Origin of the sequence: Pseudactinotalea suaedae (genome assembly GCF_009733815.1) — a bacterium.
Classification (GTDB): domain Bacteria; phylum Actinomycetota; class Actinomycetes; order Actinomycetales; family Beutenbergiaceae; genus Pseudactinotalea; species Pseudactinotalea suaedae.
This window is the reverse complement of record NZ_WNXY01000002.1, coordinates 106,989-123,621: the sequence shown is the minus strand read 5'-3', so window position 1 is coordinate 123,621 and position 16,633 is coordinate 106,989. Positions and strand designations below refer to the sequence as shown.

The window sequence follows — 16,633 nt, the reverse complement described above, 5'->3', positions numbered from 1 at the left end:
GAGTCGGATGCGCGGCGGGACCCCGCGGGCTGACATGATGGAACCGCTCGCTCCCGCGCCCGCGCGAACGCGAGCGTGGCGGATATCCGACAGAGCGGAGCGGTGGGGTGGACAGACAGCAGGAGTACGTCCTCCGGGCGATCGAAGAGCGTGACATCCGGTTCATCCGGCTCTGGTTCACCGACGTGCTCGGCGTGCTGAAGTCCGTGGCCATCGCGCCCGCAGAGCTCGAGGGCGCCTTCTCCGAGGGGATCGGCTTCGACGGCTCGGCCATCGAGGGCCTGGCCCGGGTCTCCGAGTCGGACATGATCGCGCGCCCCGACCCCTCGACCTTCCAGGTGCTGCCCTGGCGGGGCGGCAAGCTCGGCACCGCGCGCATGTTCTGTGACATCCTCACCCCCGACGGCGAGCCCGCCATGGCCGACCCGCGCAACGTGCTCAAGCGGGCGCTCGCGAAGGCCAGTGACGCCGGTTTCACCTTCTACACCCACCCCGAGATCGAGTTCTACCTGTTCCAGCCGCAGGAGCACGAGGGGGCGCCGCTGGTGCCGATCGACACCGCGGGCTACTTCGACCACGTGGCGCGCGGCTCGGGGCACGACTTCCGGCGTGCGGCGATCACGCTGCTGGAGTCGATGGGGATCTCCGTCGAGTTCTCCCACCACGAGGCCGGCCCGGGTCAGAACGAGATCGACCTGCGCTACGCGGACGCGCTCACCACCGCCGACAACATCATGACGTTCCGGTCGGTGGTCAAGGAGGTGTCGCTGGAGCAGGGTTTCACCGCGACCTTCATGCCGAAGCCGATGGCCGGCGCACCCGGTTCGGGCATGCACACGCACGTGTCGCTGTTCGAGGGCGACGCCAACGCCTTCCACGCCCCCGGCGGCGAGTACCAGCTCTCCGACACGGCCCGGGCGTTCATGGCCGGGCTGCTGCGCCACAGCTCGGAGATCACCGCGGTCACGAACCAGTTCGTCAACTCCTACAAGCGGCTCTGGGGCGGCGGTGAGGCCCCGAGCTACAAGTGCTGGGGTCACAACAACCGGTCCGCGCTGGTGCGGGTGCCGATGTACAAGCCGGGCAAGTCCCAGAGCGCCCGGGTGGAGTACCGCGGCCTCGACTCCTCCGCCAACCCCTACCTGGCCTACGCGCTCATCCTGCGCGCCGGTCTCAAGGGCATCGAGGAGGGCTACGAGCTCCCCGAGGAGGCCGAGGACAACGTCTGGCTGCTCTCGGACGCCGAGCGCCGCGCCCTCGGGATCGAGCCGCTGCCCGGTTCGCTCGAGCAGGCGGTCCGCGCGATGGAGGCCTCCGAGCTCGTGGCCGACACCCTCGGCGAGAACGTGTTCAACCACTTCCTCGCCAACAAGCGCCAGGAGTGGAGCGACTACCGCGCGCAGGTCACCCCGTACGAGGTCGCCCGCGTCGGCGTGATCTGAGGTCGAGCCAGGCGTGAGCACCGGGAGCAGCCACCGATCCGGCACGCTCGACGCTGCGCTCGCCCGAGCCGGCTTCGCCGACGTGCCGCGCGCGGCGTCGCTGCTGTCCTCGGGACTGCTGGGCGAGGCGCGCGACGCGCTCGGACCCGACCAGCGCGACCTCAGCCAGGCGTTCGAGGGCGTCGCCGACCCCGACCTCGCCCTGCTCGGCCTGTCGCGCCTGGGCGACGTCCTCGATGCCGAGCAGCGGGCGCGTCTGGTCCGTGTGATCGCCGACGGCGGAGCGCCGCGTCGCCATCTGCTCGCCCTGCTCGGTGGTTCTGCCGCCCTCGGGGACTGGGTCGTGGCTCATCCGGACCAGATCGACGTCGTCGTGCGCCCGCGCAACGGCGTCGCCGCCGACCCGGACACGATGCGGACGCTGCTGCTCGAGGCGGTCGGTGCCGACCCGGCCGCCGCGATGCCGGTCGCGGCGGCGCCGGCCGCGACCGGGACCCTCGACGCGATGCGGCTCGCCTACCGGAGGATCCTGGTGGCGATCGCCACCGAGGACCTGACCGCCACCGACCCGCAGAGCTTCCTGCCGGAGGTCGCCGGCGCGTTGGCGAATCTCGCGGCCGCCGCCCTCGAGGCTGCGCTCGCACTGGCGCGCGCCGAGCTGCCCGACGGCGGCCGGCAGGCGCGCATCGCGGTGCTGGGGATGGGCAAGACCGGTGGCCGGGAGCTCAACTACATCTCCGACGTCGACGTGATCTACGTGGTCGAGCCCGCCGAGGGTGGCGACGAGGACGCTGCGCTCAAGATCGGCACGCGGCTCGCGAGCGGGCTCGCCAAGATGTGCTCGACCACCTCCCGTGAGCCCGCGCTCTGGGAGGTCGACCCGAACCTGCGACCCGAGGGCCGCAACGGCCCGCTGGTGCGGACGCTGCGCTCCCACATCGCCTACTACGAGCGGTGGGCCAAGACGTGGGAGTTCCAGGCGCTGCTCAAGGCCAGGCACGTGGCCGGCGACGCGGACCTGAGCCAGGCCTACCTGGACGCCACCCGCCCGATGGTGTGGGACGCCGTCGGGCGTGAGAACTTCGTGGAGGACTCCCAGGCGATGCGCCGCCGGGTGGAGGAGAACGTGCCGCCGGCGGAGGCGGACCGCCAGATCAAGCTCGGGCGCGGTGGCCTGCGGGACGTCGAGTTCACGGTGCAGCTGCTGCAGCTGGTGCACGGCCGGGTGGACCCCTCGATCCGCTCCGCCAACACGCTCTCGGCGCTCTCGGCGCTGTCCGCCGCCGGCTACGTGGGCCGCGACCACGCGGCCGAGCTGGCGGGCTGCTACCGGTTCCTCCGCCTTCTCGAGCACCGGATCCAGCTGTTCCGGATGCGACGCACCCACCTGATGCCCACGGCCGACGGTGACCTGCGCAGGCTGTCCCGGTCGTTGGGCGGCGGCATCGACGGCGCCTCGGGCCTGCAGTCCCGGTGGCGCGCGACGCGCCGCGAGGTGCGGCGCCTGCACGAGGAGCTGTACTACCGGCCGCTGCTGCCGTTCACGGCGCGGCTCTCGGCCGACGACGTCTCCCTGGAGCCCGAGGCGGCGGTGGCCCGGCTGGGCGCCATCGGCTACCGCGACCCCGCGGGCGCGCTCCGACACATCACGGCGCTCACCGAGGGGCTGTCGCGGCGGGCGGCGATCCAGCGGCAGCTGCTGCCCGTCATGCTCGGCTGGTTCGGGGAGGGCGCGGATCCCGACGGCGGCCTGCTCGCCTTCCGCAAGCTGTCGGACGAGCTGGGCGCCACCCACTGGTACCTCAAGCTGCTGCGTGACTCCTCGGCGGCGGGGGAGCGGCTGGCACACCTGCTGTCCTCGAGCAGGTACGTGGCGGACAACCTCGCACGGTCGCCGGAGTCGGTCGCCTGGCTGGGCGACCAGGACGAGCTGCGTCCGCGCGACCCCGAGGTGGTCATGAGCGGCATGCGGGCGATGATCAGCCGGCGGTCCGAGCCGGCACCGGCGGCGCAGGCGGTCCGGTTCGTCCGGCGCCGCGAGCTGACCCGTGGGGCGATCGGCGACGTGCTCGCCGACGTCCCGGTCGAGACGGCGATGCGGGTGATCAGCCCCGCGGCTGACGTCGCGCTGGCTGGCGCGCTAAGGATCGCCACGGTCGAGGCGACGAACGCGGCAGGGCTGGACGAGCCGCCGTCGAGCTTCGCCGTGATCGCGATGGGCCGGCTCGGCGGGTCCGAGCTCGGGTACGCGAGCGACGCCGACGTGCTGTTCGTCCACGACCCGCACCCCGGCGTGGTGGCCGAGATCGCCGAGAAATGGGCGCTCTCGGTCGCGCAGCAGGTGCAGTCGCTGCTCGGGGGGAGCAACCCGGAGCCGCCGCTGGCGGTGGACGCCCAGCTCCGGCCGGAGGGGCGCAACGGGCCGCTGGTGCGCACGCTCGCCTCCTACAGCGAGTACTACCGGCGGTGGGCGCTGGGCTGGGAGCGCCAGGCATTGCTGCGGGCACGGCCCGTCGCCGGTTCGGAGGAGCTGGGAGCGCGGTTCCTCGAGCTCATCGACCCGCTGCGCTACCCCGAGGGCGGGCTGCCGACCTCCGAGGTGCGCGAGCTGCGCCGCATCAAGGCGCGCGTGGAGTCCGAGCGGCTCCCGCGCGGCGTCCCGGCCACGCACCACCTCAAGCTGGGGCGCGGCGGGCTGGCGGACGTGGAGTGGACCGCCCAGCTGCTGCAGCTCCAGCACGCGGGCACGATCCCCGAGCTACGGACCACCTCGACGCTGGAGGCCTTGAGCGCCGCCCGCACGGCTGGGCTGCTGACCCCGGTGGAGGTGGTGCGGCTGAGCGCGGCGTGGTCGCTCGCGAGCCGGCTCCGCAACGCCAACGTGCTGTGGTCCGGGCGCACCACCGGGAACAAGGTGGACGTGCTGCCGAGCGAGCGGGACGTGCTCGCGGGTGTCGCCCGGCTGATGGGGTACCAGCCCGGGCACACCGGCGACCTCGAGCAGGACTGGCTGCGGGCCGCACGCCGGGCGCGCGTGGTCGTGGAGAAGGTGTTCTTCGACTGAGCTCGGCGACCCGATCCGGCGTCTCAGCCCACGCGGTCCCAGCCGCGCTTGGGCGGGGTGGACCCCAGCCGGTCGGTGCTGCGCGACCGGTACACGATGTACGGCCGGGTCAGGTAGCCCAGCGGTGCCGAGAACACGTGAACGAGCCGTGTGAACGGCCAGAGCGCGAACAGGACGAACGCCACGAACGCGTGCAGCTGGAACCCGATCGGCGCCGTAGCCATCAGCTCGGGCTGCGGCTGGAACGCCAGGAACGAGCGGTACCAGACCGAGACACCCTCGCGGTAGTTGTACTCACCACCGAGGTTGAGGATCGACCCGGCGATGGTGTTCCACATGCCCAGCACGATGACGGCGCCGAGGAACGCGTACATCACCTTGTCCATGTTCGTGGTGGCGGAGAACACCGGGCCGACCGTTCGCCGTCGGTAGATCAGGATGACCATGCCCACGACCGTGGCGATGCCTGCCGCGAGCCCACCGATCACGGCGACCAGGTGGTACGCGTGGTCGTCGATCCCCAAGAAGTCCGTCCACGCGGTCGGGATCAGCAGGCCGATCACGTGCCCGCCGACCACACCGAGCATCCCGAAGTGGAACAGCGGCGACCCGAACCGCAGCAACCGGTTCTCGTACAGCTGCGAGGACCGGGTGGTCCAGCCGAACTTGTCGTAGCGGTACCGCCACAGGTGCCCCACCACGAACGTCGCCAGACACAGGTACGGGAACACGACCCAGAGAAAGGTGTCCATGACGTGCTCCTCTCAGCGGGCCCGGGCGGGCTCGGCGCGGTCGAGAACAGGGATGCGCGGGCCCGCGATCAACGGCTCCGCGCTGTACGGGGCGAGACCGACCTCCTCGGCCGGTGGCCCCTCCGCCACGAGGCGCGCGACGGCGTCGGCATCGTCTCCGTGCAGCGGCGGGAACGTCGCGCACAGGCTGAGCAGAGCGCTGTGCCAGGGTGAACCGGTGCCACCGTGCGGCCGCCGGAACCCCGCCAACGCGATCCGCAGCATCTCGACCCCTGCCCGGTGCTGCCGGAGCAGCTTCCAGGCGGTGTCGACGTCCACGGTCGCACCCAGCCGCAGCACGGCGCACAGGTGGTCGGGCAGCTCGTCGGCGGTCCACTCCACGCCCGCGCGTCGGTAGGCCTGCTTGACCTCCAGGAGCGCCACGCCGCGCCGGCGGGTGTCGCCGTAGGCGTAGTAGGTCAGATAGGGCGCGCACCTGCGAGTGAGGTCGAACGTCGCGACGTACTCGGCCTGCGCGTCCGGCAGCGGTGTGACCCGCAGGTACGTCACCAGCTCCTGCAGGTGAGGATCTCCGGGAGCGAGCGCTGCGACCTGCTCGAGCCCGTCGATCAGTCGCTGGGTGGGGTAGTCGAGCAGCAGCGAGCAGGCGAGCCATGTCGGTTCGACGGCGGCTGACCGGCTGGTCCCGCGACGGCGTCTCATCGTCGGTCCTCCTCCTCACGCGCCGGGAACAGGCCACCTGGCCTGCCCTTGCCGTCCCAGTTGAGGAGGTTGACCCGGCCCTTCATCGGGTTCTCGGGCATGTGGTCGGCCGTCTGCCGGTCCTGGAGCATCCTGAAGTTCTCGACGGCGACGGGTGTGGGGGTTCCGGAGCCCTCGCCGAACAGGTCCTGCTGGCCGCCCCCGTACTCCGAGACCGGGCAGTCGGTCGCGAGCTCCTCGAGCGCGTGCGCCTGCTCGGCGTGCGCGGTCGGGATGACGTACCGCTCGTCGTACTTGGCGATCGCGAGCAGCCGGAACATCTCGTACATGTCGGTACCCGACATCCCGACCGCCTCGGCGATCGCGTCGTCACCCTCGTCGCCGAGGTTGATGTCACGCATGTAGGCGCGCATCGCGGCGAGCTTGCGGAGCACGGCGTCGACGGGGCCGATGTCGCCCGCGGTGAACAGGTTGGCGAGGTAGCCGATCGGGATGCGCAGCGCCTCGATCGCCGCGAACAGGTTGCCCTTGTCCTCGGCGTCGTGGCCGGTGTCACGGATGATGTCGACCACGGGGGAGAGCGGCGGGATGTACCAGACCATCGGCATCGTGCGGTACTCGGGGTGCAACGGCAGCGCGACCTTGTAGGTGTTGATCAGCTTCCACACGGGTGAGCGCTTGGCCGCCTCGACCCAGTCGAGGGGGATCCCGGATGCCGCGGCCTCACGCTGCACCTGCGGGTCGTTCGGGTCGAGGAACACCGAGCGCTGCGACTCGTAGAGGTCGTGGTCGTCCTCCACCGCGGCGGCCTCGAGGACCTTGTCCGCGTCGTAGAGCATCAGCCCGATGTAGCGCAGCCTGCCCACGCACGTCTCGGAGCACACCGTGGGGATGCCGACCTCGATGCGCGGGTAGCAGAACGTGCACTTCTCGGCCTTGCCGGTCTTGTGGTTGAAGTAGACCTTCTTGTACGGGCAGCCCGAGATGCACATGCGCCAGCCGCGGCAGCGGTCCTGGTCGACCAGCACGATGCCGTCCTCGCTGCGCTTGTAGATCGCACCCGAGGGGCAGGAGGCGGCGCAGGAGGGGTTGAGGCAGTGCTCGCAGATGCGCGGGAGGTAGAACATGAAGGTCTGCTCGAACTCGAGCTTCACCTTCTCGCCGATGTCCTTGAGCATCACGTCCGTGGCGGCGTGCTCCCCGGACCCGGCGAGGTTGTCGTCCCAGTTGGCCGACCACTCGATCGACATGTTCTCGCCCGAGAGCAGCGACTTCGGACGCGCCACCGGAAACGTGTCGGAGGCGGGCGCGCGGACCAGGGTCTCGTAGTCGTAGGTCCAGGGCTCGTAGTAGTCCTCGATCGAGGGCATCTTGGGGTTCGAGAAGATCGAGAGCAGCTTCTTGAAGCGGCCACCCGCCCGCAGCGCGAGCCGTCCGTTGCGCTTGCGGACCCAGCCGCCCTCCCACTGGTCCTGGTCCTCGTAGCGGCGGGGGTAGCCGAGGCCGGGCCTGGTCTCGACGTTGTTGAACCAGACGTACTCGGTGCCGGCCCGGTTGGTCCATGCCTGCTTGCAGGTCACCGAGCAGGTGTGGCACCCGATGCACTTGTCGAGGTTCATCACCATCGCCATCTGAGCCATGACACGCATCAGTAACGCACCTCCGTGCGACGCTTCCGGATCATCGTCACCTCGTCTCGCTGGTTCCCCGTCGGCCCGAGGTAGTTGAAGGCGAACGCGAGCTGTGCGTAGCCGCCGATCAGGTGGCTGGGCTTGAGCATGATGCGGGTCAGCGAGTTGTGGATGCCGCCCCGTTTGCCGGTGGTCTCGGTGCGCGGCACGTCGATCAGCCGGTCCTGCGCGTGGTGCATGTAGACGGTGCCCTCAGGCATCCGGTGCGACACGATCGCGCGTGCCGCGACCACGCCGTTGCGGTTGACCGCCTCGACCCAGTCGTTGTCGGCGATGCCCACCTTGGCCGCGTCCCTGTCGGAGAGCCAGATCACCGGACCGCCGCGCGAGAGCGCCAGCATGAACAGGTTGTCCTGGTACTCGGAGTGGATCGACCACTTGTTGTGCGGGGTCAGATAGCGGACCGACACCCCGAGCTCGTTCACCTCGCCGATCGGCGCCTCGCCGAAGATCTCGGTCATGTCGAGCGGTGGCTTGTAGGTCGGCAACGCCTCGCCCAGCTCGAGCATCCAGTCGTGGTCGAGGAAGAAGTGCTGCCGCCCGGTGAGCGTGTGCCACGGCTTGAGCCGCTCGGTGTTGATCGTGAACGGGCTGTACCGGCGGCCGCCCGTCTCCGAACCTGACCACTCGGGTGAGGTGATCACCGGCACCGGTGCCGCCTGGGTGTCGGCGAAGGTGATCTGTTTGCCCTCGTGCTCGGCAGCGAGGTCGGCCAGCCGGGTGCCGGTGCGCTTCTCGAGCGTGCGGAAGCCCTGGGTCGCGAGGTGACCGTTCGTGGTGCCCGAGAGCGTCATGATCGTCTCGGCCACGGAGATCGCCTTCTCCAGGTTCGGGCGACCGTCGCTCGCGCGGCCGGGCGCGTGCACCGTGCCGAGCCGTGTCTTCAGCTGGTCCACCTCGCGACCGACGTCGAACGTCACCGCCTTGGTGGTGGCGCCCAGCTTCTCCATCAGCGGACCCAGAGCCGTGAGCTTGTCACCGATCGCCCCGTAGTCGCGCTCGACGACGATCAGCCTCGGCATCGTCACTCCCGGAACCGGCTCGCACTCGCCCGCGCGCCAGTCCTTCACGACACCGCCCGGTGTCGCCATCGCATCCGGGCTGTCGTGCATCAGGGGTGCCGCCACGAGGTCGCGGCGGACCCCGAGGTGCTCCTTCGCCAGCTCGGAGAACCGGGTGGCGAGGGTGCGGAAGATGTCCCAGTCGGTGCGGGTCTCCCACGGCGGGTCGATCGCCGGGTTGAAGGAGTGGATGAAGGGATGCATGTCGGTGGTGGAGATGTCGTGCTTCTCGTACCACGTGGCCGCGGGGAGGACGATGTCGGAGAGCAGCGTCGAGGACGTCATCCTGAAGTCGAGCGTGACCAGCAGGTCGAGCTTGCCCTCGGGTGCCTCCTCGTGCCACCGGATGTCCCGCGGCCGGCCCTCGGGTGGCGTCTCCCGGGCCGAGACCGAGTCGTCGGTGCCGAGCAGGTGCTTGAGGAAGTACTCGTTGCCCTTGCCCGAGCTGCCGAACAGGTTCGCGCGCCACATCGTCAGGATGCGCGGGAAGTTCTCCCGCGCGTCCGGGTCCTGGCACGCGAACTCCAGCGACCCGTCCTGGAGCGACCTGACGACGTACTCCGCGGGCTCCACACCGGCGGCGTCGGCCTCGTCCACCAGGTCGAGCGAGTTCCGGTTGAAGGTGGGGTAGGACGGCATCCAGCCCAGCCGGCTCGACATCGCGAGGCCGTCGGCTGTGCCCATACCGGCAAAACGACCGGTGCCGGTGGCGGCGGACAGCCGGCTCATGTCGTAGTTGTCGTAACGGAACTGGTCGGTGTGCAGGTACCAGTACGCGGTCTGGATCATCTGCCGGGCGGGCCGGCTCCAGTCCAGCGCCGATGCCACCTGCGCCCATCCGGTGACCGGGCGCGCCTTCTCCTGGCCCACGTAGTGGGCCCAGCCGCCACCGTTGACGCCCTGACAGCCGGTGATCGTGGTCAGCAGCAGCATGGCGCGGTAGATCAGGTCGGAGTGGAACCAGTGGTTCGCACCGGCTCCCACGATGATCATCGATCGACCGCGCGAGTCCTCGGCGTTCTGCGCGAACTCCCGCGCGATCCGGGCCACCGCATCAGCGGGGACACCGGTGATCGGCTCCTGCCAGGCGGGCGTGTACGGCGCCTCGGCATCGTCGTAGCCGCGGGCGTAGTCACCCTCGAGCCCAGGGCGGGCGACGCCGTACTGGGCGAGCATGAGGTCCATCACCGTGGTCACGAGGTGGTCGCCGACCCGGCGCACCGGGACGCCGCGCGCGACGGTGCCGCCGGCGGCGTCAGGACCACCGGCGTGGTCGAAGCGGGGCAGCTCGAGGAGGCGTTGCTCGCCGTCCTCGCCGCCCAGCAGCGACAGCGCCGGGGTGACGTCACCCAGGTCCAGGTTCCACCGGCCGAGCCCGGCCTCACCGAAACGGTGCCCCAGCGAACCGTTCGGGACCACCGGGTTGCCCGCCTGGTCCATCAGGACCGGCATGAAGGCTGCGTTCTCCACCTCGTGGCCGAGGTCCGCGGCGGTGAGGAACTTGCCCGGACGAGCTCCGCCGTCGGGCATCTGCTCGAGACGGATGAGGTACGGGAGGTCGGTGTACCGCCGGACGTAGTCGGTGAAGTACTCGACCTGACGGTCGACGAAGAACTCGCGGAGCACCACGTGCCCCATCGCCATGGCGAGCGCGGCGTCGGTGCCGGGGGCGGCCGGCAACCACTCGTCGGCGAACTTGACGTTGTCGGCGTAGTCGGGCGCGACCACCACGACCTTCTGGCCGCGGTAGCGGGCCTCGGCCATCCAGTGCGCGTCGGGTGTGCGCGTGACCGGGACGTTCGAGCCCCACATCATGAGGTAGCTCGCGTCCCACCAGTCACCGGACTCCGGAACGTCGGTCTGGTCGCCGAAGATCTGCGGGGAGGCGACCGGGAGATCGGCGTACCAGTCGTAGAACGAGAGCATCGCGCCGCCGATGAGCGAGGTCCACCGTGCGCCCGAGGCGTGGGAGACCATCGACATCGCGGGGATCGGGGAGAAACCGGCGATGCGGTCAGGGCCCCAGCGCCGGATCGTGTGCACGTGGGCGGCTGCGAACATCTCGGCCGCCTCCTCCCACGAGCAACGCACCAGCCCGCCCTTGCCGCGTGCCTTCTTGTAACGGGCGGCGCGCTCGGGCTCCTCGACGATGCTCGCCCACGCCGCTACCGGGTCGCCCAGCCGGTTGCGGGCCTCCCTGAACATCTCGAGCAGCACGCCGCGCACGTACGGGTACCGGACCCGGGTGGGGGAGTAGGTGTACCAGGAGAACGCGGCGCCACGGGGGCAGCCGCGGGGCTCGTAGTCCGGCCGGTCGGCACCGGCGGTGGGGTAGTCGGTCTGCTGGGACTCCCACGTGATGATGCCGTCCTTGACGTAGACCTTCCACGAGCAGGAGCCGGTGCAGTTGACGCCGTGCGTCGAGCGGACCACCTTGTCGTGGGACCACCGGTCGCGGTAGAAGACGTCACCTTCGCGGCCGCCCTCCTTGTAGAGGCTGCGGCGGTCCTCGGAAACCTCGGTGCGTGTGAAGAACTCCCGACCCGCCATGAGCGCCGCGGTGATGGGACCGTCGATGCTGCTGGTCATGCCTGAGCTCCCTTCTGCTGAGCGAGCCGCCTGACGGACGTCAGCGTCAGCGCGAGGACGAAGGCGGCGGTCCCGGCCAGCAGCCACAGGCCGATGGCGTACGACTGGGTCTGGCCGTAGACCCAGCCCATGATCAGAGGCGGCACGAAACCACCCAGACCACCGGCCGCGCCGACCACGCCGGTGACGCCCCCGACTCTCGTGGGGTCGGTGACCTGGGCGATCAGGGCGAAGACGGCTCCGCTGCCCGCGCCGAGCGCGGCCGCCATCAGCAGGAAGTCGATCGTGCCGAGCAGCAGCAGCGGTGGCTGCGTCGAGGCGATCGCCGCGCACACCGCGGTGACCGCGAACACGCCCGTCAGCACGGGGATCGACCCGAGCTTGTCGGACAGCCACCCTCCCACGGGCCGCATCAGCACGGCCACGACCACGAAACCGGCCATCCGGTTGGAGGCATCGGCCGGTTCGAGGTCGTGCGCCGTCATCAGGTAGGTGGGCAGGTACACGGAGAAGGCGACGTAACCACCGAACGCGACGGCGTACAGCAAGGAGGCGCGCCACGTGACCGGAAGCCTCATGTTGCTGAGCACGCGCCTGAGGAAGCCCGGCGGTTGCGGGGTTCGCCCGGGGGCGTCGCGCAGCAGCAGCCAGGACACCACCGCGTAGATCGCCAGCACAGCCGCCGTGATGAGGAAGGGCGCGGTCTGCCCGAGGTCGTCGTAGAGCTTGACCGTGGTGATGGCGCTGATCGCGGTGCCGCCCATCCCGGCGCCGAAGATGCCGATCGCGAGGCCGCGCTGCGCAGGTGGGAACCACGCGTTGACGAACGGGACACCTACGGCGAAGGCGGTCCCGCCGATGCCGAGGAAGAACCCACCGACGAGCAGCATCGCGTAGGAGTCGAGCGCGAAGAACGCGAGGAAGAGGATTGGCACCACGGTGAGGGCCGAGACGGCCGGGAACATGACGCGGCCACCGTAGGTGTCGGTCAGCGCACCCACGACGATCCTGCCCAGACTGCCCACCACCACGGGTACGGCGACCAGGAGGGCGACGTCGCTCTGGGTCAGCTCACCGAGCGACCCGCTCTGCAGGAACTTCGGGCCGAGCGGGCTGAGCAGCGCCCAGGCCCAGAAGTTCACGGCGAACCCCAGTGTGGCCAGACCGAGCATGAGCCAGCGGTTGCCCTGCCCGACGTTCTCGGTCCGGGGCCTGTCTGGAGCGCTCGCCGTGTCCACCGGTGCAGTCCTCCTAGGGAGACTGCTCACGAATCTAGCCACGGGTTGGCGAGACCGCAGGCGATCAGGAGGCGGCGTGCGAGCGTCCCCCCAGCAGCCTCAGCCGGCGTCTGCGCGTGGACCCCGCGTGGGCCCGCGTCCTAACGGCGGGTGGCGAGCAGTGTCGCGTCGGCGATGTCGACCTGCTTGCCGTCACGGACGACGCTGCGGGGCCGGTCCTCGGCCACGAGGACCTCGAAACCGGCAGGCAGAGCGTCGAGGAGGTCGGTGGAGGTGAACATGGCCCTCCGGTGACTCTCCGTGAGGTGCTCGAACATCGGCGAGATCGCGTGACCGACGATCAGGAGGTGCCCACCGGGCGCCACGGCCTCGGCGAGCCGGCCCGCGACGGCGACCATGCCGCCGTCGGGCGGGTGGAGGTAGTGGGTGGTGACCAGGTCGAAGGAGCGGCCCTGCGCCGCGAACGTGCGGGCGTCGACCTGCCACCAGTCCACGCGGTCGGCGACGCCGGCAGCCGCGGCATGGCGTGCTGCGCGGTCGAGGCCGGTGCGGGAGAAGTCGGCACCGGTGACCTGCCAGCCCTGCTGGGCGAGCCAGATGACGTCGCCGCCCTCGCCGCAGCCGACGTCCAGAGCAGTGCCGGGTGAGAGCGTCGAGACGATCGTGACCAGCTGCGGGTTGGGCTTGCCGCTCCAGACGGTCTCGGCACCGGAATAACGCTCGTCCCAGCTGTCCGGCTCGAACATCTCTGCCGCTTGCGCGCCCTGCTGCGCGTCCGTGTGCTTGTGGCTCATGTCGTCATCTTGCACGGCACGAATCAGGCTGGCAACTGCGGTTGCTGATCTAGCAAATGCGGGAAACAGATCCACCTCCTCCGGCGCGATCGAGCCTGCTACTGTCGGGCCGAGCGTCGAGACGAACGAGTCCCCACCAGGCCTTGTCGGAGCGACGCGGTCGAACCCCACCAGCATCGGACCATCGAGATGAAGGCCGGTCGTACTGCGAGGTATGCAGCAGCGATGCTGTCCTGCGGTGCCCTGTGGCTCGCCGGCGTCGCGCCGTCGCTCGCCGAGATCCCGGACGAGGCTGCCTGGGACACGATCGCCGCCGAAGACATGCCGGATGTCTCACCGGTCATCACCGTCGCTGCGGACGCCGTCTGGCAGTTCACGACGGCCCAGGTCTGGTCGCAGGGTCCCAAGCCGATCTCCGTCGAGGAGTCGTGGACTCACCCACTTCCCAGCGCGCGCCTGCTGTCCCAGTTCGGGAACCGAGGGATCATCCCCGGAGTGACGTCGAGCGCGTTCCACAACGGCATCGACCTGGCCGCGCCCCTGGGGGCGCAGATCCTTGCCGCGGGATCGGGTGTGGTGACGTACGTGGGTCACGGCAACAAGATGCTGGGGCTGTCTGGATGGGTCGTGGTCATCCAGCACCTGGACGGGACCAGCACCGCCTACAACCACATGAGCCAGGCCGGCGTCCTGGTCGCCGTCGGCGATGACGTGATCACGGGAGACGTGATCGCCCTGGTCGGCAGCGAAGGCAGGTCCACCGGCCCGCACCTTCACTTCTCGGCATGGGTGAACGGCGCGGCGGTCAATCCGGTGAACTACCTGCAGGAGCGGGGGGTCGCCGTCCCTGGCGGTCGCGCGTCGTCGGAAGACGAGTCCACGCAGGGCGATCCGAACGATCCGTACCAGTGGGACTGGACCGGCGCGGAGCAGGGCGACGGACCTCCCATCGACGAGCCTTACGGCGAGCCAGAGCCCGAGCCTGTCGAGCAGACGCCACCAGCTCCAGAACCGGAGCCCTCACCGGAGCCCTCGACGGACCCGACACCCACCGAGGAGCCGACGCCAGACCCCACCGACGATCCTTCGGTCCCGGACCCGACCGAGGACGCGACCGAGGATCCGACGACCGACCCGACGGATGGCCCGACCGATCCCGAGCCGACGCCTACCGATGGGCCGACCGAGACCCCGACCACCGCGGAGCCGACCTCTCTGCCGGAGCCGGAGCCCACGTCGACCGCGGTCACGCAAGCGCCCCCCGACGACCCCCTGACCACGCCCGGCAAGGCTGCTGCGCCAAGGTAGCGGCAGCACGATCTGCGACCCTGTGCAGGTGAGACCGGACGAGCTCCACACCCGGACGTGCAGGGTCGTCACCCACGGCAGGCGCACCGGCGCGGAGCACGTGGTGACCGTGTGGTTCGTCATCATCGAGCGCAGGTTCTACGCCGCCTCCCGCCACGGCCTCCGGGGCGACTGGCTACAGAACGCGCTGGAGGCGGGGTCCTTGGAGGTTCGATCGGCGAAGGGCTCGTGGCAGGGAGCTGCCACGCTGGCCGCGCCCGAAGAGATCCCGCAGGTGCTCGACGCCTTCGCGGCGAAGTATCGCCAGCATCCGAGCATCATCGCGGCGTGGCGACAGGATCCGCCCGTGTTCGTGCGTGCCGACCTCGGTTGAGCAGCCGCCCCGCGCCAACCTCGCACCGGGCCACGGGGACCGTCAGAGCGCGGTGCGCACGCCGGACGGCAACCTCTGGATCCGTGCCCGGACGTCGTCGGGTGCGGCGTCGAGCGCCCGCTTCAGACCGGCCGGGCCGTCGGCGAAGTGCGTCCAGCCCTCGTAGTGGACGGGCACCGCTATCCGGGGATGAGCCAGCCGGACCAGGTCCACGGCCCGCCGGCCCGTCAGCGTGTACCGGACCGGGCCCGTCTGCCGGAACCGCACGCCACCGACGTGGACGATCATCACGTCGACCTGCACGTCGCGGATGGCCCGACGCAACCGACGATGCAGCACGGTGTCGCCCGTGATCCACACCGTCGTCCCGGCGCAGCGCAGCAGAAATCCCACGACCTCACCGACGATCGGCCGCGACATCGGCGGACCGTGCCGCGCGGGGGTCGCGGTGACCTCCAGCAGCTCCCGGCCGCGCGACTCGAGCACGTGGGTCGCGCCGGGGCGCAACCCACGTGCACCGCCGCCTCCCAGCCTCGTGGCCGCGGCCCGCGTCGTCAGAACCTGCGGCACGGTCGGCAGCAGCGCCCGGCCGGCGGCGTCGAGGTTGTCGGCGTGCTGGTCGTGCGTGAGCAGCACCAGGTCGAGCGGTCCGAGCTCGGTCGCCGGCACCGCCGGTCCGGCAACCTTGTTCGAGGACGTGCCCCAGCCGAAGGCGTAGTGGCCCCCCGGCGGATCGAACGTCGGGTCCGTGAGCACCCGCCATCCACCGACCTCGATCAGGGTCGTCGGCCCGCCGATGTGCGTGACGTTCATCGCGCGTGAGCCACTGCCCACTCGAGCACCTCGTCCGCGATGGTCTGCCAGCCCTGCTGCGCCGGCAGGAGATGGGCGAAGCCCTCGTACTCTCTCGTCTCGGTGACGGTGTCCGACTTGTAGTGCTTGGCGTTCGAACGCTGCACCGACGGGGGCATGATGTGGTCCTCCGAACCGCTGACGAACAGCAACGGCGCACGCTTGTCGTTCTTGTAGTCGACCCAGGTGTCCTGGTGACCGGGTTGGAAGTTGGCCAGCACGCTCCCCCAGAGGATGCCGCCGTTCGCGGGGATGTGATAGCGCTCGTGAGTCGCCACGACCTCATCCTCCGGGAAGGTGTTGGTGAACGCGTAGCGCCACTGGTCGAGGTCGAGGCCGACGGCCTTGTGCCGGTTCGCCGGGCTCTTGAGGACCGGGAATGTCGACCGCACCTGTGACGCCGGCACCACTCGCACCCCCTCGGTGGGAGCTGAGCTCATGGCCACGCCTGCTGCGCCGTAGCCGTGGTCGAGCAGGATCTGGGTGAACGCGCCCCCGGCCGAGTGACCGATGATGATCGGTGGGCTGTCCAGCTCGGCGAGCACTGACTCGAGCTTGGCGATGATCGCCGGGACCGTGACCGCGACGATGATCTCGGGACTCGCGCGCAGTCCTTCGACCTCGATCTCGAACCCGGGGTAGCCGGGGGCGAGCACCCGGTAGCCCTTGCCCTCGTAGTGCGCGACCCAGTGCTCCCAGCTCCGGGGGGTGACCCAGAAGCCGTGCACGAGGACGATGGTGTCGGGTTGGTCAGGCATGTTCGTGCT

General features: G+C 70.3%; 12 protein-coding genes. 4 read left to right on the top strand and 8 right to left on the bottom strand.

All coding sequences use genetic code 11. The annotated features are described in order from the left end of the window. Window positions 1-107: 107 nt before the first annotated feature. Together glnA and GPA04_RS03960 are read left to right on the top strand one after the other, a co-directional pair. The gene (gene glnA, locus GPA04_RS03965; RefSeq protein WP_156222622.1) at window positions 108-1,442 is read left to right on the top strand and encodes a type I glutamate--ammonia ligase; all 1,335 of its coding nucleotides are present in this window, start codon (window positions 108-110) and stop codon (window positions 1,440-1,442) included. 13 nt (window positions 1,443-1,455) lie between these two features. Then, complete coding sequence (locus GPA04_RS03960) at window positions 1,456-4,506, top strand: bifunctional [glutamine synthetase] adenylyltransferase/[glutamine synthetase]-adenylyl-L-tyrosine phosphorylase (protein WP_156222620.1); 3,051 nt, start codon at window positions 1,456-1,458, stop codon at window positions 4,504-4,506. A gap of 23 nt (window positions 4,507-4,529) precedes the next feature. On the opposite strand, the gene narI is transcribed toward GPA04_RS03960, so the two are convergent. The 6 genes from narI to GPA04_RS03930 all read right to left on the bottom strand — a co-directional run bounded on the left by narI (window position 4,530) and on the right by GPA04_RS03930 (window position 13,333). Then, window positions 4,530-5,258 carry a respiratory nitrate reductase subunit gamma gene (gene narI / locus GPA04_RS03955; protein WP_156222619.1) on the bottom strand — a complete coding sequence of 243 codons (729 nt, stop codon included), beginning with the start codon at window positions 5,256-5,258 and terminating at the stop codon, window positions 4,530-4,532. 12 nt (window positions 5,259-5,270) lie between these two features. Next, on the bottom strand, window positions 5,271-5,960 hold the full coding sequence (gene narJ, locus GPA04_RS03950) for a nitrate reductase molybdenum cofactor assembly chaperone (protein ID WP_156222617.1): 690 nt from the start codon (window positions 5,958-5,960) through the stop codon (window positions 5,271-5,273). Further along, window positions 5,957-7,609, bottom strand: a complete 1,653-nt coding sequence (narH, locus tag GPA04_RS03945) for a nitrate reductase subunit beta (protein WP_156222615.1) — start codon at window positions 7,607-7,609, stop codon at window positions 5,957-5,959. The genes narJ and narH overlap by 4 nt, the downstream gene beginning before the upstream one ends. Then, window positions 7,609-11,301: a nitrate reductase subunit alpha gene (locus tag GPA04_RS03940; RefSeq protein ID WP_156222613.1), complete on the bottom strand. Its 3,693-nt coding sequence runs from the start codon at window positions 11,299-11,301 to the stop codon at window positions 7,609-7,611. The genes narH and GPA04_RS03940 overlap by 1 nt, the downstream gene beginning before the upstream one ends. Beyond that, window positions 11,298-12,539: an MFS transporter gene (locus GPA04_RS03935; protein ID WP_241680594.1), complete on the bottom strand. Its 1,242-nt coding sequence runs from the start codon at window positions 12,537-12,539 to the stop codon at window positions 11,298-11,300. Before GPA04_RS03935 ends, GPA04_RS03940 begins: the two co-directional genes overlap by 4 nt. A gap of 140 nt (window positions 12,540-12,679) precedes the next feature. Beyond that, window positions 12,680-13,333, bottom strand: coding sequence for a class I SAM-dependent methyltransferase (locus tag GPA04_RS03930; protein ID WP_156222611.1), 654 nt, complete (start codon window positions 13,331-13,333; stop codon window positions 12,680-12,682). Window positions 13,334-13,558: 225 nt separating this feature from the next. On the opposite strand from GPA04_RS03930, the gene GPA04_RS03925 reads away from it, so the two are divergent. Then, window positions 13,559-14,641 (top strand): M23 family metallopeptidase, encoded by a 1,083-nt coding sequence (locus GPA04_RS03925; protein ID WP_162458515.1) that lies wholly within the window; start codon window positions 13,559-13,561, stop codon window positions 14,639-14,641. Between the two features lie 28 nt (window positions 14,642-14,669). After that, window positions 14,670-15,014 carry a DUF2255 family protein gene (locus GPA04_RS03920; RefSeq protein WP_162458514.1) on the top strand — a complete coding sequence of 115 codons (345 nt, stop codon included), beginning with the start codon at window positions 14,670-14,672 and terminating at the stop codon, window positions 15,012-15,014. A gap of 42 nt (window positions 15,015-15,056) precedes the next feature. On the opposite strand, the gene GPA04_RS03915 is transcribed toward GPA04_RS03920, so the two are convergent. Together GPA04_RS03915 and GPA04_RS03910 are read right to left on the bottom strand one after the other, a co-directional pair. Further along, window positions 15,057-15,848 (bottom strand): MBL fold metallo-hydrolase, encoded by a 792-nt coding sequence (locus GPA04_RS03915; protein ID WP_241680593.1) that lies wholly within the window; start codon window positions 15,846-15,848, stop codon window positions 15,057-15,059. Continuing rightward, on the bottom strand, window positions 15,824-16,624 hold the full coding sequence (locus GPA04_RS03910) for an alpha/beta hydrolase (protein ID WP_156222605.1): 801 nt from the start codon (window positions 16,622-16,624) through the stop codon (window positions 15,824-15,826). Before GPA04_RS03910 ends, GPA04_RS03915 begins: the two co-directional genes overlap by 25 nt. Window positions 16,625-16,633: the final 9 nt, after the last annotated feature.